16 protein-coding genes and 1 pseudogene are annotated in these 22,164 nt (G+C 44.9%); 6 read left to right on the top strand and 11 right to left on the bottom strand.

Features of this window, described 5'->3' with window-relative positions:
- Positions 1-3 precede the first annotated feature (3 nt).
- The gene (locus DW830_RS00610) at positions 4-1,710 is read right to left on the bottom strand and encodes an ArnT family glycosyltransferase (protein ID WP_119248491.1); all 1,707 of its coding nucleotides are present in this window, start codon (positions 1,708-1,710) and stop codon (positions 4-6) included.
- Positions 1,711-1,851: 141 nt separating this feature from the next.
- Between DW830_RS00610 and DW830_RS00605 the strand changes: the two are divergent.
- Positions 1,852-3,791, top strand: a pseudogene (locus tag DW830_RS00605) (LTA synthase family protein).
- 87 nt (positions 3,792-3,878) lie between these two features.
- Here DW830_RS00605 and DW830_RS16200 read toward each other — a convergent pair.
- The 4 genes from DW830_RS16200 to DW830_RS00590 all read right to left on the bottom strand — a co-directional run bounded on the left by DW830_RS16200 (position 3,879) and on the right by DW830_RS00590 (position 8,050).
- Positions 3,879-4,529: an AAA family ATPase gene (locus DW830_RS16200; protein ID WP_233544318.1), complete on the bottom strand. Its 651-nt coding sequence runs from the start codon at positions 4,527-4,529 to the stop codon at positions 3,879-3,881.
- Complete coding sequence (locus DW830_RS16195) at positions 4,499-5,023, bottom strand: P-loop NTPase fold protein (RefSeq protein WP_233544317.1); 525 nt, start codon at positions 5,021-5,023, stop codon at positions 4,499-4,501. Before DW830_RS16195 ends, DW830_RS16200 begins: the two co-directional genes overlap by 31 nt.
- A 43-nt stretch (positions 5,024-5,066) precedes the next feature.
- Positions 5,067-6,524 carry a DUF3843 family protein gene (locus DW830_RS00595; protein WP_119248490.1) on the bottom strand — a complete coding sequence of 486 codons (1,458 nt, stop codon included), beginning with the start codon at positions 6,522-6,524 and terminating at the stop codon, positions 5,067-5,069.
- 227 nt (positions 6,525-6,751) lie between these two features.
- Positions 6,752-8,050: a hypothetical protein gene (locus DW830_RS00590; protein WP_147487171.1), complete on the bottom strand. Its 1,299-nt coding sequence runs from the start codon at positions 8,048-8,050 to the stop codon at positions 6,752-6,754.
- A gap of 697 nt (positions 8,051-8,747) precedes the next feature.
- Between DW830_RS00590 and DW830_RS00585 the strand changes: the two genes are divergently transcribed.
- Complete coding sequence (locus DW830_RS00585; protein ID WP_233544316.1) at positions 8,748-9,302, top strand: hypothetical protein; 555 nt, start codon at positions 8,748-8,750, stop codon at positions 9,300-9,302.
- Between the two features lie 49 nt (positions 9,303-9,351).
- Here DW830_RS00585 and DW830_RS00580 read toward each other — a convergent pair whose 3' ends face one another.
- The gene (locus DW830_RS00580; protein ID WP_119248488.1) at positions 9,352-11,121 is read right to left on the bottom strand and encodes an ATP-binding protein; all 1,770 of its coding nucleotides are present in this window, start codon (positions 11,119-11,121) and stop codon (positions 9,352-9,354) included.
- Between the two features lie 471 nt (positions 11,122-11,592).
- On the opposite strand from DW830_RS00580, the gene DW830_RS00575 reads away from it, so the two are divergent.
- Genes DW830_RS00575 through DW830_RS00560 form a run of 4 tightly spaced genes read left to right on the top strand, consistent with a single transcriptional unit; the run spans position 11,593 to position 15,933 of the window.
- Positions 11,593-13,566 (top strand): RNA-binding domain-containing protein, encoded by a 1,974-nt coding sequence (locus DW830_RS00575; RefSeq protein ID WP_119248487.1) that lies wholly within the window; start codon positions 11,593-11,595, stop codon positions 13,564-13,566.
- Positions 13,563-14,336, top strand: a complete 774-nt coding sequence (locus DW830_RS00570) for a lipopolysaccharide kinase InaA family protein (protein ID WP_119248486.1) — start codon at positions 13,563-13,565, stop codon at positions 14,334-14,336. The genes DW830_RS00575 and DW830_RS00570 overlap by 4 nt, the downstream gene beginning before the upstream one ends.
- Positions 14,333-15,121, top strand: a complete 789-nt coding sequence (locus DW830_RS00565; protein WP_118200953.1) for a glycosyltransferase family 2 protein — start codon at positions 14,333-14,335, stop codon at positions 15,119-15,121. The genes DW830_RS00570 and DW830_RS00565 overlap by 4 nt, the downstream gene beginning before the upstream one ends.
- Before the next feature lie 11 nt (positions 15,122-15,132).
- Positions 15,133-15,933: a glycosyltransferase family 2 protein gene (locus DW830_RS00560; RefSeq protein ID WP_118200952.1), complete on the top strand. Its 801-nt coding sequence runs from the start codon at positions 15,133-15,135 to the stop codon at positions 15,931-15,933.
- Between the two features lie 53 nt (positions 15,934-15,986).
- Here DW830_RS00560 and DW830_RS00555 read toward each other — a convergent pair whose 3' ends face one another.
- The 5 genes from DW830_RS00555 to DW830_RS00535 form a co-directional block, all read right to left on the bottom strand.
- On the bottom strand, positions 15,987-17,552 hold the full coding sequence (locus DW830_RS00555; protein ID WP_147330148.1) for a DUF6056 family protein: 1,566 nt from the start codon (positions 17,550-17,552) through the stop codon (positions 15,987-15,989).
- Positions 17,553-17,699: 147 nt separating this feature from the next.
- On the bottom strand, positions 17,700-19,046 hold the full coding sequence (locus tag DW830_RS00550) for a Gfo/Idh/MocA family oxidoreductase (RefSeq protein WP_119248485.1): 1,347 nt from the start codon (positions 19,044-19,046) through the stop codon (positions 17,700-17,702).
- Positions 19,047-19,089: 43 nt separating this feature from the next.
- Positions 19,090-20,163 (bottom strand): pyridoxal-phosphate-dependent aminotransferase family protein, encoded by a 1,074-nt coding sequence (locus DW830_RS00545; RefSeq protein WP_119248484.1) that lies wholly within the window; start codon positions 20,161-20,163, stop codon positions 19,090-19,092.
- Between the two features lie 4 nt (positions 20,164-20,167).
- Positions 20,168-21,226, bottom strand: a complete 1,059-nt coding sequence (locus tag DW830_RS00540) for a CDP-glycerol glycerophosphotransferase family protein (protein ID WP_119248483.1) — start codon at positions 21,224-21,226, stop codon at positions 20,168-20,170.
- Positions 21,223-22,149, bottom strand: coding sequence for a lysophospholipid acyltransferase family protein (locus tag DW830_RS00535; protein WP_119248482.1), 927 nt, complete (start codon positions 22,147-22,149; stop codon positions 21,223-21,225). Before DW830_RS00535 ends, DW830_RS00540 begins: the two co-directional genes overlap by 4 nt.
- Between the last annotated feature and the right edge of the window lie 15 nt (positions 22,150-22,164).

The raw sequence follows: 22,164 nt of genomic DNA, 5'->3' as shown, positions 1-22,164 counted from the left end.
TGTTTATCTGTTCTGTGCGATGTTGGCACTTGTCTTTACAAACTGGTAGAAGCCTACCGGATGATGCCATTCTACGAGTTTCTTTACTTCCCAAACCTTCTGGAAGGTATAGTCCCTTCCGAATTTTTCCTTGAAGTCTGGCACGTCGCTTTCAGGAATCATCAGCACGCCATCCTGTGGCAGAACCTTGTCAAACTGCTGAATCTTATCGCCCAGATAGAAGTTGAGGCTGAAGAAATGCAGCATATCTACCGACATATAAGAATAGAGCTTGCTGGTATCAAACTTCTTTTCGATAACTGGCGCCAGATGCTTGTCTGCCTTGGTGTTGAGCACGGCAGGCTGCAAGGTGGAATCGAGTGTGATGAAAAGTGCGATAACCATCACCAATGTATATTTCATCATTTGGCTTGTCTCTTTTTTCTTGAGTGCCTTGAATATATGATAAGCCCCTATTATAAGAAACATATAGCATACGTAGAATAGGATACCATGAGTAGATTCCCCTATAGCATGGAGCATGGCGATGTTGTCGGCAGCATGCTTGCCATGGAAAATGGTATCTGGTATGCAGCCTGCTCGTATAACAAGCGTAGCAATCACGAGGATAACTGCCAGCGAGGCAATCACCCCTGCATATACCTTGATGGCTCCCACCTTCTCCTTCATCATCCAGACGATGTATTCAGCGATGAGATAAGCCATGAACGGATAGCATGGCAGCAGATAGACGCTGCGCTTGCTCTTAGGGATGCAGTAGAAGAAGAGCACCAGGAGGAAGGCGAGCCAGGTGAACACCTGCAGCGGAGTAGCCTTCTTCGCATTCTCCAGGAACCGGGTCTTCGAGAACTTCTTCCATGGCAGGATGAAGAGCGAGAACAGTAATAATAAGGTGTAAGGCAACCAACCCGTAATGAGAGTGAGCAGGTTATACCACGCCGGGTTCTCATGCGATTCGTATGCCATCTTACCCATGAATCGGTCGATGTTCTCTTCCTTCACCAGTCGCAGGAACTCGTCGCCACCTTGCAGATAGGCTGCATAGTACCAGCAGAACGGGATGATGAGCGAGAACAGGGCAGTTAAAGCCATGCGCCATACGATGCCCCAGAAGTTCTCGCGCTGGGTAAGCATGAATACGCCCATCACGAAGCAAGGCAGGATGATGCCCACAGGACCCTTGGTAAGCGTAGCGCCGCTCATGCAGAGGATGGCAAGCCAAGGCAGCTGGCGCTTTCCCTTCTCCCACCAGCGGTAGAGCAGATACATGGCACCCACCATGAAGGCAGAGTTCACCATATCCACACGGCAGTTCATTCCGGCACGGTGCACCTCGAAAGCGGTGAGGGTGAGGATGGCTGCGATGAGGCTGGTTTGTGTATCCTTGCGCTTGGCATAAAATACGAAGCCGCCAATGGTCATCAAAATCAGCGATACGGCTGACGGCAGACGCGAGGTATATTCATTCACGTGGCCGGCGATGAGGCTGAAGAAGGCGATGCACCAGTGGAAGAAAGGTGGCTTGTAAGGAATGTCGCCGCCATTGTTGATAGGCAATATCCAGTTGCCATGTTCCAGCATGGTGTAGGCAACTACCGCCTCGCGAGGTTCTCCCTTGGTGTTGAAATCAGAGAGTCCGAGGAATGGAGTCATCATCACGATAGCCAGAATGATGATGAGCCATAGGGCTTTGTTGTACTTGATGTTCATGTCTTATCGAAGTCTTATTATGTTATTTTGGCTGCAAAGTTACATATAATTATTTGTTTATAGACAGAATAAGGCAGGAAATTTTGCTTTTATTGGGATATAATTATTAACTTTGCACCCGATTTCTAAAGTAGAATAAAGATGAAACGATATTTTAAGGCTTTGGGGTATCTCCTTTCGGTGCATGTATTGGCATTGCTGGTGATGACTCTTTTCAGATTGGTGGAATTCATAGCCCTGCATGGCATGGTAGTAGATGCAGAGGCGAGTAGGGTGATGGCGTTTGTCAAGGGTGTATGGTTCGACAATGTCATTGCTTGTTATATTTCGGTATTGCCTGTGGCTGTGCTCCTTGTTGCTGCCAGCCTGGGGTGGTGTCATCGCCGTTTGCTGCGTGGCATCAACATCTGGTATGCGGCATGGTTTGCAATCGCCTTCATGCCTTCGGCAGCCAATACCCCTTATTTCCAGTATTTCTTCAAGAACATCAATTCCAGCATCTTCGGGTGGTTCGGCTATGTTGCCACTACATCGGGCATGCTCTTGCAGGAGTCTTCCTATTGGCTCTATATCGCCCTCTATTTCGTATTCACGGGGGCGTTTATCTATGCGCTCGTCCGCTTGCGCCGCTATTTCGAGGGGCTTTTCCTGTTGCCAAAGGACAATATGCATCTGTTGCTGATAGGCAGCCGTTTTCTCATTTCTGCGGTGATGATTGGCGCCTGCCTCTTCGGCATCCGTGGCAGAATGGGCTATAATCCTATCAAGGTGAGCCAGGCTTACTATTGCGAGGATTCCTTCCTCAACCAGCTCGGCATCAACCCGGCATTCAATCTCCTTACTTCGGCACTCGACGATATGCGCAAGGAGAACAAGGAGCTGCATCTCATGCCATACGCTGAGGCCATTATGAATACCCGTCAGTGGCTGGGGATCACGGGAAAGGTGGATAGCACGAATATTCTGAAGCGTGAGGTGGTGAATGATTCCCTGGTAATGAAGTCGGGACATCCTAACGTGGTGGTGATATTGATGGAATCTATGTCGGCCAACCTGCTGGGCACTTTCGGCAACCAGCAGCCGCTCACCCCAACGCTCGATTCGCTTTACCATCATTCCCTGGCGTTCACCCATTTCTATAGTGCCGGCATCCATACCAACCATGGTATGACGGCTACGCTCTACAGTTTTCCTGCCCTCATGTTCCGCAACCTGATGAAGGGGACGGTGACTCCGCGTCGCAAGGGTATCGCCACGGTGTTGAAGCAGTATGGCTACGAGAACATGTTCTTCATGACCCACGAGGCGCAGTATGACAACATGAAGGCTTTCTTCCAGACCAATGGCTACGATGACATCTTCTCTCAGGAGAACTATCCTAAGAGCGAGGTGGTGAACAGCTTTGGCGTGAGCGACCATTTTGAGATGGGCTACGCCCTCAACACCATCAACCAGAAGGCGAAGACGGGCAAGCCTTTCATGCTACCATCCTCACCGTGAGTAATCATCCGCCATATATCATCCCTGATTTCTTCAAGCCTAAGACCAAGGAGAAGGAAACGCAGATTGTGGAGTATGCCGATTGGGCGATAGGCGACTTCCTGAAGAAGGCAAGCCGGGAGCCTTGGTATAAGAACACGATATTCGTGATTCAGGCAGATCATGGTAAACTGGTGGGTAAGAGCGAGGGCGAGTTGCCTCAGTCTTACAACCATATTCCGCTCATCATCTTCGGTCCGGGTGTTCCGCAGCAGCAGTATGCCGGTTTGGGTATGCAGGTAGATGTGATGCCTACGCTCTTCGGACTGATGAATTTGAATTATGAGTACGAGGGTTTTGGTGTAGATTTGCTCAAGCATCAGCGCCCGATGGTGTTCTATTCGGCAGATAACCAGATTGTAGCAAGAGACCATCAGCGTTGCTTCGTCTATAATCCGTCGATGAACCGCAGTTTCTGCTATGATGTGTTGCCGAATGGCAATCTGAAGGAAACGAAGCAGGAGTCTAAGTTTCTGGATTTAAAGAACTATGTATTCTCGAATATCCAGGCTGCTGAATATATCGAGCGGCATCAGCAATAAAACACGGATATCATCATAAACAGTAATCCCCCATCACGCAGTCAAAGCGTGGTGGGGGATTGACTGTTTATATAGTTTTTCTATTTTTTATTGAGGTAAGATGTTGCAGTATTCCCGTTTGAACCACAGTTCGAAGACGGGGTCAACCATCTTGAAGCCATCGCCCGATTTCTCAATGAAGTCTCTTTCTACAAGAGTCTTTTTGTTCTTGGTGATGGTGCGTGGAGCACCAAGTCCATATTCTGCTACTACCTGTTGGGCATTGAAATGATTCTCTCCCATGCAGACGGCACGCAGGAATGCTATTTGAGAGGCAGGCATGCCATCAATATCGGTAATGAACATATCGGCATTGGTATCTAGAAGCTTGGTGAGCTGTGACTGATAGATTTCCTCTGTTACTTCTGTTGCTGTACGAGTCCAGATGAGAAAGCAGAATTGCTGCATGTACCAGGAGTGGCATTGCACGGCATTGCAGATTCGCTCTATCATTTCATCGCTGATAGACTTGCCATAATTGTAGAAACTGTCGTGGATGAAAGGCTTCCAGTATTCCTTGGCTATCTTCTTTAATGTCATCATCTGTCCAAAACGGTAGAATGGATTCTTCGAGTTGCCGAATATATCCATCATCATGTGGCGTTTACTGCCATAGAGACAATAGGTCGTACTGTGTTGTCCCTGCCACACCGAACGCATGGTTCCTTCTAGGCGCTTCCAATCGGGCAGGTTTGCCAATTGTTGGAACTCATCAATGCACACGATGACATGGATGCCTTTAGCTTGGCAATCTTTTCTGGAAGATTGAGAATTTCCTCGGCACTTTCTTTTAGGGGCTTGAAGTTCAGATTTACTTCTACGGCATTCACAGGGTCGCTGTTGATGGTAAGGCTTGGAGATATGGATTGGACGAACTTTACGATGTCGGCCCATCTCTTTTCCATAGTGGAAGAAACGCCCTGGAGTACTGCACTTGCAAACTTGTTGTAGAACTCTTCCTCAGAGAAAATCTTGAAGGCATCCAGATAGCATACTCTCACATCCTTCTGCTCTTGCTTCAGCTCTTCCATTGCGGCTTTGACAAGGGAAGACTTACCCCATCTTCTTGGAGAAATTAGCATCACGTTGATGCCTCCTCCAAGAAAAGTCTTGAGGTCTCTTCTATCTTCAATTCTATCAATGAAATATTCATTTTCTGCGATAGAACCATATTCGAATGGTATCTTGTTCATATACTTAAAGTCTTTTTCGTTCTTTATTCTTTGCTGCTGCTTGTCAGAAATCGTGGTCATAATAAAAGTGTCTGCGATGCTGGCGAGCAATAAAGTCGATATTATGTGTAAATATCTCCTTACCCAAGTCGCTTGGGTAGCTGTAACTCAAATCTCCATCCTGTAACATGTTATTCTCGAGCAGATAATGCAGCAGTTCTGGATGTATGGCGCTGGTATTGAGTACGGCCTCCATCGTTTCCTTTTGTAATCTATGTGCATCACATTTCTTATAGTATGGGTTGTTGCTGCATTTTATTGCATGAACAATATTCGGGGCGAAAATGATTCCTGCCTTCTCGGAAATAAAAGCAACCTGTGATCCATTTGGCAACTGATGGCAAACCTCTGTCATATCTACCTCCGGTGAAATTTTCATCAACCATTTTTGTAACTGTTTGGTGTCTTCAAAGAATGCAAGACGCTTCCCTTTCGTCCGTTTCATATACAAAGGATAAGCAAGTTCATAAGACCTGCTCAATTGTGCTTGACGCTTATGCATCTTGGCATACGCTTCTTGGCTCGAGTTGAACAACACGCCATTAATCTCCCAGTCATTATCAGCATACTTTACAAGCGCAGTATAAACATAAGAACCCTTACGGAAAATATCAGGATAGGCATTCTTCAACTTGAACTCTTCGTCCTTTGAATTCTTCAGCACGGCATATTCTGAATTTGCATCAGTCACCTCAAACATATCCTGTTGGCAGAAATTCAGGTTCCGTAGCTTTTCTGACTCTTTTTGCATATCATGTTCCAAAAACATATCAGCCAGCCACAGATGAGGCAGTTCTGCCATTGGTCCTATCTCGCTGCCCATAGAGAAAGCCGTTTCTGCATAGTACGCAGCTTCAGATTTCTTAAATATTCCTGTGTATGAATCAAGTAAACGGCTAAATTTTTCCTCTGATAAAGGAGAACAGAGAAGGTAGGAGCGACGAAGCCATATCAGCACATCCTTCAACTTGAAATAGTCATTGGCTTTATCTGTATCGTATATAAAATCATACAAAGAATCGTTCGAATCTACATCCTCATCCTCGGTAAGCACCTCCATGATGAGATTTGCCGCATCCTCACCCATAGCTAAAGGATTGAGAAAACGGTCATCGAAGTTACGTGACAGCACGAGCCACACCAGCAGTTCTACTTCTTTGGCATTCACCTCATTCTTATCAAGAGACTCAAAATCATCAAAGAAGGGCAATGAGTGCATGTATGCAAGCAAGTGCTTAGTAACAAAGGTATTCCACAGACCTATATCAGACATCTTATCCTCAAAATAGATTGCTGCATTGATGGCAATCTCTTTCTTTAATTTATCTGCATTAGGCAAATTAAGGTCTATGTCCTTGATGTTATTATATATACGATTTGCCACATCCACATACATGGGGCATGGCTGAATCCCTACCGGATAGTAGGGAGAGAAATCATACGGAAATATTGTTCGCTTCATTGTATATTGTCTTTTTATATTATTCTAGCAGCAAAGTTACAAAATTATACCCAAAGGTATTATACCCAAAGGTATAATTTATGAAACTTTATGCTTTTATCTTTATCATTATCTCTTTTTTCATGTGTTATCAGCAATGAAATGGTGATATCATCAGAAACAGTAATCCCCCACCACGCTTTGGCTGCGTGATGGGGGATTGACTGTTTTAGGAGATTCAAGATGCTTTATGCTGAAATGGTAAGCTTCTGCCAGATTTCGGTGTCGCCACCCTTCAGCTTCTTGCAGAGACCACGTTTGGTCCAACGGCTTATCATCTTACGGATGGTTTCACGGCTGGCTCCGTCGCCACGCTCACGGCTTGCATCGAAGAGAGTGAACTGCTCCGGGAGCTGGGCAAAGAGCAGGGTGTTACGGGATTTATAGACTGGGATAGCCTCGTTGTCCTGCTGCTGCTTGTCGAGACGCAAGCCAAACATCTCCATCTGCATGGCGAGCACGTAGTCGGCTACAGCCTTGGCAAAACGGATGCAGGCATCAGTCTCCTCATCGGTCTGCTCCAGAATGTGGAAGATGATGCCACAACGGAAGCCGATGACGGCAGAACGGCGACGATACACATCCATCACACGGTCGGCATTCGCCAGGGCGAGCAGTCTCTTTGCTTCGAGCCATTGGCAGAACTCCTCGCACATACGGGGCAGCTCCATCACGCCGTGACTACGCTCAAGGAGAGTTACCGCCTTGAGGATGTTGGCCTGCTCCTCCTCGGTGTAGCCGTGGTGCTGGCTGAGGGGTGCGAAGGATGTATCTGGCATCTTGGCGAGCATCGTGCGGGAAGAGGAGCCATCCTCGATGTTATCCTCGGTGAAGAATTTCTGGAAGATATTCTGGGTGCAGCAGCCTGTGAAGTTGAGCTGGGCGTGGGTTACGCCGCTGGTGGCGGTGATGTAATCCTGACCCACCTCGCTCTGGTCGAACGCCTTACGGAAGTAGTCGCCGAAGGTTTTCCACACGCTCTTCATCGAACCGAGCTCCTCGCTGAACATATACATGGTGTGGCCGTCGGCACAGAGCTGACGTCTCATCAAAGCCGACTTCGAGATTGTATCACCGATGTGACGGATGCAAGGCTTAGGGTCTATTACGCCCTTCTTGCCCTTGTGCTGCTGGTACCATGCCTCCTCCTCACGTGGCTTTTCGTCGTCCTTATCCATCTTCTTTGCCCAGATGCCCTCGATTCTACGGCATACGCCCTTACCCGAAGCCTGTTCGCCGATGATGATAGACATGAGTGCCATCGGAGTCTCGCTGCCGTCGCAATACTTCGCCTTCACGCCGTCGGCGTAGGCTGCGGCAATAGGGAGGGCAGAGAAGAGGGCAGGCACGCGAGCCTCTGGGGCTACGCCAGAGAGTGAGTCACGGAGTCCGAGAGGAAGCTGATCTACAGGAAAGTCGTTGAGTGGTTGTGTACTAGCTTTAGCAGCCAAAAGATTCTCAGAGTTTTTAAGATTGAAATTTATCATATCTTTTAGAGATTAAATTGTTAGTTTGCCGGACTATCCGGTAAGCGGGGGGCAAAAATACGACATTCTTTTGTAACCACCAAATTTCGCCTGGTGATAAGGTCCGAAATTCAGCAGTCGTTCGGAGCAAATTGTGTTAATAAATGCAACTCGTAGTTTTGTGGGTGGAGAAACATAGCATAAGAGGAGTAAAGTCATAGCTTCTCGAATCTCTAGTTTTTGTTTCGATACCTGAACCCCTCTTTCTTTCTCATAAAAAAATAACACGGACAAATTGAATTTGTCCGGACAAATTGTCCGGTTGCTTGTAACTTATTGATTTCCTTTTGGTTATAAGCCTGTTGGACAACCATCCGGACAAATTCAATTTGTCCGTGTTTTTAAAATCGCCCCGTTCAGCTCTTGATGATATTATCCGTAATCCGTTGATTAATAGTGGTTCTCGTAAAAAGTTACTAGTTTTAAACAACTTTGTTTAAAACAACCTTGTTTAATTTGTTTTTTTTTGCTATCTTTGCAGAAGATTTGCTGCACTCGGCAATTTGAAAGCTTCTGCCTTTTAGGGCGTGTGGAGCTTACATGCGAATTTCAGTAGTATATAATAAGGTAGTGATTATGAGAAAAAGCAAAGAAGCTCCGTAGCGTATGGCAATTGCAGAGCCATGTATCTTACTGCCTTTATGGAAGCAAGAAACACATGATGGAACAGATGTTCCAGAATGCCAGTTACCCATTTTATCGCTTTGGAGATTTCTTCTATCTGAATAAGATTAGCGAGAAAGACTGGGTGGAGTATATCTGTCAGCGATTCGAATCTACCGGCAAGCATATCTCGGAAGAGTTGGCTCGTGAAATCTGTCAGGTAACAGATAGGTATTCTTCTTATGTACAGCAGTTGGCATGGTTTGTATGGTTGCGTGTACAGGATGATTCTGTAGCAACAGAAGAGGACTTGAAATATGGAATAGACCGGTTGCTGGATGCTTGCGAGCCCTTGTTTATTCAGCAGACCGAAGACCTTTCTGCCTATCAGATGAATTTCCTGCATGCCATCACCAATGGAGTACATACCGGTTTCACCCAGACGGCAATATTGGAAACTTATCGCCTGGGTACTGCCGCCAATGTAACCCGCCTTAAGAAATCCTTGATGGTAAAAAATCTGATTACGATATCAGCCCCTAAGCATCTGGAAATGAGTGACCCCATCTTGGCGTTGTGGCTCAAGAGAAGAGTTTGGAAGTTAACGTAATTTAGGCTCAGGGGAGATTGTCCGTGGATAAGACAACCTCTCCTGAGCCTTATTCTTCCGTTACTTCCTCGCACATTACCATTTCTGCTCCTCGGTAGATAACTACGAGTTTGTGGAGCTTAGTAGTCTTGACCGACTCCTTGACGATGTCGCTATTGGCATAGCGGCAGATTTGGGCAGAGGCTTCCTTGAAGAGAACTTGCAGCTGCTCATCGGCGGTATTGGTCTTGCAGTATTTCAGTTCGATGATGTAACTGTCCACCATATCCTTGTAGATGTCGCAGAGCGGAGAAAGGAAGATGTCGGCATAGCCACCATCGTTGTCTAGCTCTGAGATAGGGCGATAGAACTGGTTTTGGCTGGTCATCGCCAAGGTGAAACCATGCACGAATGCTTCTCCCTTCTGCTTGTCACGCTGAGAAGAATAACGCTTCAGACTGTCGGCGATGAACTCAAAGTATGCCTTGTAGTTGCCATGATATGCTAGTTGAGCCTCCAGCTTTCCCTTGTTGTAACTATCATAGGTCAAATCATTTTCCTTGTAGGTATCCAAGAGATAGGTATACATCTGGTCGCGCACCACCTCATTAGGGATAATGAACTTGGTGCTACCATCGTATGTGCCATCTATCGTTACCATGCCGAAATAGAAAAGCAGACTTAGGAAGTTGTCTGGGTCGTTGATGCGCTCGGCAGGGAAATTCTCCACGAGCTTACCTGTGACGAATCCTTGGGTTACCAACTGCTGGATGATGCTGGCATCATGAGTAAATTCCTTGTCATGACGGATAAGCATACGTACTTTGTCATAGTCGATGCGTACATTGCTCTCCACCATATTCTTTGGAATGTCGTAGTTGTTGCGGATGTACTTGTCTAAGAAGTTAAGTACCATCACAGAATTGTACATCGTAGTTTTTCCGTACTCCTCTTCGGCAAAGCAATAGTTGTCATACCATGGCTTCATCACCTTGATGAGTTCATCCACGCTGTGGTTGAATGGCAACACACTGGAGTAATAGCCCAGCATATCTCTTACTTCATCCTCTGTGAATCCTGTCATCTCATTGAATTCCGGAGCCAGGGAGTAATTGGTGCCGATATTGAATCCGCTTGTCAGGTCATCCATCGTTACAGGGCTAACGCCTGTTACGAAGACACGTGCCAAGGTATCGCCTGCTGCTCCCTTGATGGTATCAAAGAATTTTCTGAGATATCCTTCGCCATGTGTCTGGGTGCGGTATCTCTGCTCATGTTCCTTGTGAGCAAGAATCTGATTGGTGAAGTGGTCGTACTCGTCAATGAAGAGATAAATCTTCTGACCGGATTTTTTGCTTTGGGTGCAAAGATAGTTTAATTGGTTGACGGCATCTTCCTGTTGGTTGAGACCTTCTTTGGTACCTTCTGGTAAGAGATGCGAATATACATCCACGAAGTAATTAAACTGCGTCCTGCAATAATTGTCCATGCCATGCTTGTAGTCGTTTAGGTCGCTTACAATAATGGCAAAGTTGAGATGGATGATGAGATAACTATTATGTTCGGGAGTTGGATTCTCACCAATATAAAGCTTGCCAAAAATTTCATCAAACTTGTCTTTCTTGTTGATGTCATAGTAATTTTCAAGCATGGAGAGGGTAAGGCTCTTGCCGAATCGGCGAGGGCGTATATAGAAGAAGTACATATTAGAGTCTTCTATTTCCTCGATGAAAGGAGTCTTATCTACATAGTAGCAATCCCTTTCAATCACATCCTCAAAATTCTGCATACCATAAGGTATTCGCTTGCGATAGATTCGCTTTTTTCTTTCTCTTACCATAGTTCTTTTCTTTTTGCAATGACTGAGTACAAAGTTACGAAATATTCTTGAAAGTCGATATGCTAGTGGCATTTATTTATGAAACTTTATCAAAGATAAGATGCCGGACAGCAACAGGTCGTCCTGATAGCAGCAGTTGCGATACATATTCTAGAAAGGAGTAGGATCCATATCGTTGCTGAGTTTGGTATAGTCGGCATACGCCCAAGCCGATGCCTGGTACCCCGCCAAAGATGACTCTTCCGAATGGCGGGTCGGCAAAGGTGGCTGTTTATGAAAACTATAATGATGTTATCGGTGCGAAAATACTAAATATACTTTAAACTTGCAAGAGAATAGATAAAAAAAACAAGTATCAATGAAAGAAGAAAGATTATCTCCCTAAAATTTGGCGTTTCTGATAGTTTTTCGTAACTTTGCAACCTATGAGATACCAGGAAGGTATCTTGTTTAAGAATATAAAAGAATTGTATGTTAGAAGTACGTGATAGATTAAACTTCGAGGATTATCTGGATTCACTCTTGAATAGCGTAGAGAGTGATGACTTGGAGTTTAAAAGTGCTGCCGGTGGATTTCCTGGTAGCTTTTGGGATACTTACTCAGCCTTCGCCAATAGTGAAGGAGGAGTTATCGTGCTTGGAGTTATAGAAAGAAAAGGTAAGTTCTATATAGATAATCTATCTGATGAACAGATAGAGAAATATACCAAGGACTTTTGGAATAATGTGAATAATCGAGCTACGGTTAGTTGCAACCTGTTAAAAACAGAAGATGTCGTGGTAGAAGATTACAATGGTCACAAACTTATGTTATTCTTTATTCCTCGTGCATCTAGAGAACAGCGTCCTATTTATAGAACGTCTCAACCCTATAATGGTACTTTTAAGCGCAATCATGAAGGTGATTATAAATGTACGGAGCGAGAAGTGCAGCGTATGTTTTCAGATGCGAATGTTTCTAATCCCGCTGATAGCCGCATTTTGAGAAATTATTCATTAAATGATTTAGATATGGAGTCTGTTGCTCAATATCGACAATTATTTAAGTTAGCAAAGCCAGACCATCCTTGGTCTGTTTTGTCTGATTTTGAATTTCTTAAAAAGATAGGAGCCTATCGTATAGAACGTAGTTCGAAGGAAGAGGGCTTTACGCTTGCAGGTGTGCTGATGTTTGGTAAGGAAGATGCAATTACAGATACTGAGTGCTGCCCTAATTTTTTTCCTGATTATCGGGAAAAACTTTTGGATAATCCTGAGATAAGATGGACAAATAGAATTTGCCCAGATGGAACTTGGGAAGCAAACTTGTTTCAGTTTTATCTGCGTGTCCTTCCTCGTTTGTGTGCAGTTTTGCCAAAGCCTTTCATTTTGAAGGACAATATTCGCCGAGATGAAACCCCAGCTCATATAGCTGTACGTGAGGCATTGGTAAATCTTTGTATCCATACCGATTATTCGGCAGATGCTACAATGGTGGTGCGTTTGTTCCCGAATAAAATGGTGTTTTCTAATCCTGGCACCTTGTTGGTTTCCAAGACACAGTATTACGAGGAGAGTACAAGCGTTTGTCGCAATACGACTCTGCAAAAGATGTTTATGCAGATAGGTTCGGCAGAAAAAGCGGGAAGTGGTGTCGATAAGATTCTGGCAGGTTGGCGATTTGCGAATTGGCGGGTACCGATGTTGAGATTGTTAACTCAGCCTGATATTGTGGAGCTGACAATGATGATGGAGTCATTGATGGATGATGCTACGAAGGAAAGGCTTGCTCAGATATTTGGTCCAAAAATCACGACAATTGGGCAAAAGCGTTTGTTGGCACTTAATGCGGCTTGCATTGATGGCTATGTTACTAATGAGAGCCTTAGAGTTGTGCTGGATATTCATAAAGCAGAGATTGCTGATTTGCTGAAAGATATGTGCCAAGATGGATTGTTGGTACAAGATGGGTATGGTAGAGGAACGAAATATTATCTTCCAAAAGATGATTCTAATATAACAAGTAATATTGCAAGCTCAGACTCTAATATACCAAGTTCAGATTCAAATATACCAAGTAATATTGCAAGTTCAGGCTCTAAGGTTGCAAGTTTAAGCCCAAATATACCAAGTTCAGATTCAAATATACCAAGTAATATTGCAAGTTCAGGCTCTAAGGTTGCAAGCTTAAGTTCAAATATACCAAGTCCGAATATTAGCATTTCAAACATGGAATCTTTGAGGAAGAGAAAGAAATTATCTTTTGAAGAATTGAAGAAACTTATATGTTTGGTTTGTTCGGATTGGCAGTCATTAGATGAATTGGCACTGCAAGTTAATAGAAATAAGACTTATTTAAAGATTTATGTCATTCCACGGATGTTAGCCGACAAGAGTTTGGAAATGATGTTCCCTGGAGTTCCAAAGCATCCTAGGCAAAAATATAAAAGTACTGTAAACAAATGAAGATAAAGATAAACCCAAAATACGAAGAGATGAGAAGTTTCATCGAACGCATCCCAGATGTGTTCGAGCAGGAGGGACGTTGCATCTTTGAAGGACGAAATGTTATCAAGGCTTTTCATGTAAAGTTTGATGGAAAAGAGAAAGAAGTTGTGGTGAAGAGATACAAGCAGCCTAATTTCATTCAGAAGATAGGATATAGCTTCTTCCGCTCTACCAAGGCTTTCCGTGCCTATGAGAATGCCCTTAGGCTGATGGCAGATGGCTTTGCCACTCCCGAAGGCTTTGGATATATTGAAACGAGGGTAAAGGGACTTATTGACTATTGCTACTTTGTCTCTGATATTGATAACAGTATGCCTATCAACGATCAGTTGAACTCTCCAGAGGAATTCAACAGGATGATGGCGACAGATTATGCGCACTTTGTGAATCGATTGCACCAGAAAGGCATCATCGATATTGACTTGAATGCCGCCAATGTGCTGTATCAGCTTCAGGCTGATGGTCATTATACGTTCTCGCTTATCGATATCAATCGTATGAGGTTTTACTCAGGCTATCCGCCGATGAATGAATGTGTGGAAAACCTGACGAGGTTTACCGGAAGAATGGATGTCTTCGAGTGTGTGGCACGAGAGTATGTGAAACTGCGGGGAATGGATGAGAAAATATTACAAAAAATAATAGGAGCAAAGAAGATACACGATTGGCGATGGGCACATCGCAAAGGTATCTTGCATTATTTTAAACACAAAAAGTTAGGTTTATGAAAACAACATTATTGATTACGACTTACAATTGGCCTAAAGCCTTAGAACTCGTGTTGTATAGCGTGTTGCATCAGCATGTTATGCCTGATGAAGTTGTTATTGCTGACGATGGTTCTACCGAAGAGACTAAAAAACTGATAGACCGTTATGCTGAAAAAATGCCAGTACCGGTAATTTGGGTTTGGCAGGAAGATAAGGGATTCAGAAGAACTTCCATTTTGAATAAGGCAATAGCAAAGGCTACGGGTGATTATATCATCCAAGTTGATGGAGATGTTGTTTTGAGTTCTCATTTTGTAGAAGACCATATAGAAATGGCTCAGAAAGGATGTTTCGTCTGTGGAAGTAGAGTGCTGCTGTCTGCCCAGATTTCCAAAAAGATTTTGGATACAAAGGTTGTCAATGTGAATCTTTGGAACATGCCTTTCAGTTATGTAAGCAACAGCTTCCGTTCTCATGTGTTCCGCAGATTGCTGGCTTTTCGCTATGCCCGTAGAATCGGCCATCTCAGAGGTTGCAACATGGCTTATTGGAAAGAGGATGCCATCAAGGTAAATGGTTACAATGAGGATCTGTTGGAATGGGGACATGAGGATGCCGAGTTTGCCTATCGCCTGCATTTTGCTGGCGTTCGGAAGAAGGCGCTGAAGATGGGAGGAATCATGTACCATCTTTATCACAAGGAGGCGTCTAAAGCTCAAGAGAACATGCATAAAGATGTTTTGAACCAGGTGAAGAAGGAGCGTTTGGTTCGTTGCACAAATGGTATCGATCAATATTTATAGAGCATAGATATATGGATAAGACAAGTGTAGAACAAGAGCAGGGAAATGGCATCTCGGTGGTTATTAATACCTATAATGCCTCCTGCCATCTTCAGCAGGTGCTGGATACAGTGAAGGGCTTTGACGAGGTGGTTGTCTGCGACATGGAAAGTACTGACGACACCTTGGATATAGCAAAGCGTAATGGTTGCAAGATAGTTGTCTTTCCTAGAGGAAACTATCAGATTTGTGAACCGGCACGTCAGACTGCTATAGATGCTGCTTCCTGCAAGTGGGTATTGGTGGTTGATGCTGATGAACTGGTAACTCCAGAACTGAAGGAATATCTTTATTCCCTGATAGAGAAGGAGAATGCTCCACAGGGTTTGTATGTTCCACGCAAGAGTCGCTTTATGGGACGATTCATGCATTGTTTCTATCCCGACTACCAGTTGCGTTTCTTTATCAGGAAGGATACCGTATGGCCAGCCATCATTCATGCCGATCCTGTTATCAAGGGCAGAATAGAAAAGATACCGGCGGCTCATGCTGATATGGCACTTGTTCATCTGGCAGATGACAGTATTGCCAGCAGGATGGGAAAGATCAACCAGTATACAGCGAATGAAATAGAAAAGAAGAAAGACCGCAATTATGGAATGGCAGCTTTGTTCTATCGTCCGTTTGTTCGTTTCTTCCGTGCTTATATACAGAAGGGTGGATTCCGTGATGGTAAGGAAGGATTTGTATGTGCCTGCTATGAAGGCATCTATCAGTTTGTTGCTGTCAGCAAGATTATAGAAGATCGCTTGAAACATAAAAAAGGTAAGTAGTAGTTTTGGCTACTTACCTTTTTTGTTTAATGAATGATATTGTTATTTCTGATTTATTTTCCTTCGATAAAGGTCATTCCGCCTGGACCTACTTCATCACGGCAGCGTTTTAACAACTTGGCTGGCGTTTCTTCGCCATCATCGAAAGGTAATGCTACTACCGTTTTCTTGCCATAATAGTTTGCCATACCTCGGTTAATCCAATAACCTGGATAAATAGTGATATCATGGAAGGCATCGGATGGCATCTTTACGGTAAGCGGATTTAATACCAGATGATCTGCCTTGCTTTGCTTTACGGCAATTTCGCGCTGCTGCATTTCTAGGTCAAACTTCTGTGCTGTTCCTCTACGCAGCAAGGAGAGTGTTCTGTTGGTAGTAGTTGGCTTTGCTGTGATAGAAAGTACCAACACAAGCCAGTAATATACCGGTAGCCATCTGAAGTATTTATTATATTTCAGTCTGATTGCCTCTGTCAAGTTTACAATAGCAACGCTTATTGGTTCCAGATTAGCCGCTCTGCGCTGAAGAGCACCAGAAAGATAGTAGATATTGAAGCAAATCATCCACAGATGCACATAGAAGTATACATTCTGTGTTCTGTCTGCTCCTTTGGTTCCCATGGCATAGCTGTTTGGAAAAAAGAAGGCGCAATAAAGTAGGAAAGAGATGAGCAGATAAAGCCATGGATGAGAAAACCTAAAGTGGGATGCCTTGGCTAATCTTGCAAGGAAAGGTATGAGAATGGTAAACATGAGTATTTCTGTGATTTTAATGGCATCAGCGAGAAATTCTATGCCCTTTGCTATCGCAATAAAGAAGGCTGAAACCACATTCGGTTGACTGGTGACTGTGGATTGGCGGACAGTATTGCCTGGTGCAAATACACTGAAAGCAAAAGCGCAGGCATAAATGATAAGGATAGAAAGCAAGAAGAAAGGAGTCTTCTTCCTCTCCACCCACATCCATACGATTGCCATAAAGAGAATGGCTGGCATACCCAGACCGGTAACAAAGTTGCCGCCGGCAATGAATATGGCGAGTGCTGCGGAAACCAGCGTGATGATGATTTTCGCTATGATAGATTTTGTAAGATGGAATTCGATGAGTAGGGAGGCAAGAAACAAAGAAATACTATAATATAAGGTATAGTACATCGCTCCGTTATACCAGCAGAATGCATCGTAGAACGACCATACGAACTGTACGGTCATTAATACAAATAGAGTAGAAATGAAAGTGTATTCCAATTTGCTGATATGTAGCAATCTGCGTAATATTGTGTATCCCAGTGTATAGGTGGAAAGAATTAGACTTCCCAATAGAATAATCGGTACAAGCCAGTATTTGCCAAAAATTCCAGGTTGTAATGCCATCAGGAAACATGCCGAATAGGTACCCTGCCATGTCTGGTAGATATGCATGGATTCTGCCCAGGCCGCCTGAATACATGCCCCAAATGAATGGGTGGCAGTCCAAGCCTTGTAGACAGGAGCTCCGAATACATAGTCATCTGCAAACTGATGGAGATAGGGACCTATTGCCACAACAGGGATGACGGATAAGATTAGAATACAAATCGCCAATATCGTATGGCTTTTTAACAATTTCTGATTCATCGTATTATTGTTTTTGCTTATTTTTATATGTATAATAACAGAGAAACTTGTGCTTTCTTGCACTAATAGTTGTTAAATTATATAAATGCCGTTAAGACTAAAAGGAAAAAGCTTTCAAGAAAGGAAATGGACGTCATGTAGACGAATCTATATGATGACCATGTCTTTTCTTGCCTCGAAATTGGCGATAGTCTTGACGATTTCTTCTGATATGTCATCGGATACATACGAGAAGTCCTTGCCGGTGCGGATGGCTTTGAGGAAGGAGAGGAGCATATAGCGCAACCCTTCTCCATCCAGCTGGTAGAAGTAGCGCTTGTTGTTCTGCGGATTCTCGTATCTCACCTCGAAGTAATCGGTCTTCCACCATGGGGCTGGTACGTAGATGTATCCCTTGGTGCCCGAGATAATCAATTCGCCTTCCGACTTCACGCCTTGACCAACCTTCAGCGAAGCTACGGCATGAGGATAGAGGAAGGATATCTTGGTAAAGGCATCATAGCGTTTTGCCTCGTCCAGGAAGTGAGTGGCTATCTGTTTGCTGCTGTATTCTGTGCCCAGAAGCTGGAAGATAGGCAGGAGTGCCGTCGGTCCCCAGGCGCAGATACTGTTCCATTCGTAAAGACTCTTCTGTGAATCCTGGGTCGGGTCAAAGTCTACGAGACTGGTGCAGGTTGCATCCACCGACATGATATCACCGATGATACCGCCCTTAGCCAAGAGTAAGAGTCGGTAATAGGCTACGGAATAGGCGGTCTTGATAGAATCCATCAAGACTACCTTCTTATCTTTTGCTATTTTCTTGAGTTCTTTCCATTGCTGAGGCTGAAGAGTGATAGGCGATTCGCACAATACGTGTTTGCCAGCTTCTAATGCCTCCTTTATTTGAGCATAGTGCTTGCTTGGGGCAGAGATAACATAGAGCGCATCGCTTTCATCCAGGAGTTCCTGAAAACTGGCAGCCTGCTTTTCCGCTGCCTGCAGATTCTCTGAGAGATATTGGTCGTTGAGGGAGAAAACCTTTCCTGCCTCCAATCCATTGACATATTGGCTTTCCCGCTCTATCTTGTTGAGGATAGGCGATTCGCCAACCAGTCCGAGGCGAACCACCTGCTGCTCGCTTCTGATCTCCGTGCTCGATACGCCCTGAGTGCGGTCTAGATAAACCACCTTGCAATAGGCGTTGAGATAGTCAAACTTGCCTCTCCAGTCAGAACCTACGGTAAAGATATCTACGTCCAGTCGCTTGATGTCGTCAATCTTCTGTCCCTCGTATTCCTCGATGATGATTTCATCGGCAATGCCAGTGGCACGCACGGCTTCCACTCGTTCCATGAGGGATTGTTGTACATTGATTTTGCCACGCTCACGGTCGAAGGTATCCGAGGTTACGCCCACGATGAGGTAGTCGCCCAAAGCTTTGGCGCGCTCCAGGAGACGGATGTGACCATAATGAAGCAGGTCGTAAGTACCATATGTGATGACTTTAACCATAAGTTTCTCTATCTTGAAAGTTCTCTATACCTTATTATATATATTATAGCAGTCCCTTAGCCTGCATATCCTTCAGTGCATCAACGAGAGTGGTGTTGTCTTTTGGACTCAGGTTGCCGAGATGACCTACACGGAATATCTTTTCTGCCATGTCGCCACCATTAGGACATACCCAGATGCCATATTCGTCTTTCAGTTTCAGGAAGATGTCGTAGGCTGAGGCGTTCTGTGGATGCAGAGGAGTAACGGCATTTGACATCGATTGGGAAACGATGGTGAATGGCAGGTCCTTGATCTTGCTTCTGAAATCTTCTGCAAGCATTTTCATGCGCTGGTTCTCGCTCTCTACACCGCCATTGCGCTCTATCTCCTTCAGGCGGGCATGAATCTGCAGTAAGGTTCCTACGGCTGGGGTGAAAGGAGTCTGTCCACGCTCACCATTCTTCAAGGCATCCTTCAGGTCGAAATACATCGACTTAACATTGTTTGCCTCTACTCGCTTGATTGCCTCTGTATCGAGAATGATGACAGAGATGCCTGGAGGACATGCCAGTGCCTTCTGTGAACCCGTAATCATTACGTTCACGCCGAGTTCCTTCATGTTGAATGGGTCCGCGAGGAAAGAACTGATGGAATCTACGGCCAGGAAAATATGGTTGCGATGACAGAAGTCGCTGATCATCTGGATGTCGTAGAGTACGCCGGTAGAAGTCTCATGTAGATTGACGAGGAAGCCGGTGTAGCCTTGTCCCTCGTATGGCTTGAGGTCTTCTGCCGTGAGTGGAGTCCCCATCTCAAGCTTGATTTCTGTATGTGGAATCTCATGAATTTCACAGAGTTGTACGAATCGGTGACCAAAGCTACCGCCATTCACTACCAGTACTTTGTCGGCAGGAGTGAATACATTCATGACCACGGCTTCCATAGAGGCTGTGCCCGAACCTGTGATAAAAACTGTGCGGGCATCGTCTGAAGCCTTGGCAAACTGCTTCATCAATTGTTCATTCTCCTTCATGATGGCGGAGAACTCTACTGTTCTGAAATAAGGCACCTGCTCAGCGCCGATGGCTCTAACCTCATCGCTTGCCATCACAGGTCCTACTGTAAAATTAAGCATATCTTTATTCTTTTTTGATTCTTCCAAATGTCTTGATGCTGGTATATTTACGCCAGAGATTCAGCTTTCTCTTCTTTGGTACACCATGGCGACGGAGGTAGTCTTCTGCTCCGTCGAGCATGCGCTGGCATACGTTGCCGTCCAAATATGGATCGTAGTTGTCTACTATCCATTGTCTCTTGGCTATCGCCTCAGGGTCTGTGAGGGCATGGTCGTAGGCGGCAATCAGCTGATCAGGTTCCGTGATGTTCTCCCAGTAGATATCCTTGGATATGGTGCCGAGGGTGATTACTGGGCGAGAGAGCAGCAGGAACTCATAGATGGTAGAAGAGGTATCGCTGATGAGCGTATCTGCCATCAGTTGATATTTGGTTACGTTCTCTCCCTTGTCGATGAAGAGAACATCCTTCTTGGTTGCAGCCCATTCACGGTATTCATCTACCCATTCCTGACGGGTAAGCGGATGGAACTTCATTACTACCAGAGCATTGCGTTCCTTAGCCAGCTTGCCCAGCTCTTCCTTGATATAAGGAAGAGAAGTGAGTTTTGGCGAGAAGGTAGGAGCGTAAAGAATTAAGGTCTCCTTGCCGCTTTCCCTGAGCAGTTTCTCTCGGTCAGCATCATATTTATGCTGGTTTTCCTTGATCCAATCCTGCTTAGGCCATCCCGTTTCCAACACCTCGAAATCTCCATATCTCTTGGCCAGAGCCTCGAAGTGGGAAGTGAAGTAAGGACCTTGGGTGAAATAGGTGTCAAAGTAACGACGGATAATCCAGTGGTCTTTCTTCTCTGCGGCATAGCCGTGGAATACCTGTATCTTGACGCCTGGCAGATAGTAAGGTACTATGTTGCCTGGCACATAGATAGCCTCTGGCTGGAAGTCATAGACTTCCTGAATAGAATTGGTCCATTTTACCTGGTCGGCATATGGAAAACTATCTATCTTTGGTTTGTGGATATACCACAATATCTCGTGTGGCAAATGTTGCTTTGTCACATGTTCTTGTATCGGATTAAGTATGTCTATGGCATACTTGTTTTCACAGAAAAGAACTATTCTCATGATTCTTTAGGAATTACTTTACCATTTTTGATTTCATATCGCTTGTCAAACTCCTCCCTGGTTCGCTTCCATCTGTTATGCGTCCATAAATAATAAGGTGGATTCTGGCGAATGGTGGCTTCCAGCATCTGGAAGAAGCGACGGGTAATCTCGTGTTCCGGCAGGGTGTTCGGCTCGCGGGTGATGAGCTTGTAGGTTGCCGTATAGTAGCCTCGCTTCGGGCGCGACATCTCTACATAGAACACGGCATCGTTCATCTTTCTCATGATTCTCTCGCCGCCAGTAAACACTGGGGTTTCGGGATGATTGAGGAAAGGTAGCCACAGGTGGATGTTCTCCCACTTGGGTCCCTGGTCGCTGATGTAGCCGAAGATGCTCATGATGCCCTTGCGCTTGTAATCCACCAGATAGCGGAGGATGTCTTTCTTAGGAACTACCACGCCATTCTCCTCGTGAGAACGGATGCGCTTGAAGAGCTCGTCGAAGGCATGGTTGCGCAGAGGATGATAGATGAGGCCCATCTTGCGTGACTTAGGCAGTTCGATGCCTACGCACGAGAGCCATTCCCAGTTGCAGTAATGTCCCAGGATGCCTGCCACATTCTGACCTTCCTGGAAACATTGCTCCACCTCCTCGCTGTTGATGACCTGGAAGCGCTGGCGCAACTCCTTGTCACTGATGCTGAGCAGTTTGACAGCTTCGAAGAAGTAATCGCTGAACCAGCGATAGAACTTCTTCTCGATGTCGATGATCTCTTCTTCTGATTTCTCAGGAAAAGAGCTGGTGAGATTCTTACGCACAATGCCTCTGCGGTACTTGATGACGTAATACATCATCAAGTACTCGAAATCTGCAATGCAATAGAGCAACCTGAACGGCAGCAGCGATATTGCATAAAAGAATGCATAAACAATCTTAACCATCTGTAAAACTATAAA

This window comes from Prevotella sp. AM34-19LB, from assembly GCF_003468525.1.
In the GTDB taxonomy this organism is placed as follows: domain Bacteria; phylum Bacteroidota; class Bacteroidia; order Bacteroidales; family Bacteroidaceae; genus Prevotella.
The sequence above is the reverse complement of the archived record's forward strand: the minus strand, read 5'-3'. Positions and strand labels throughout refer to the sequence as shown.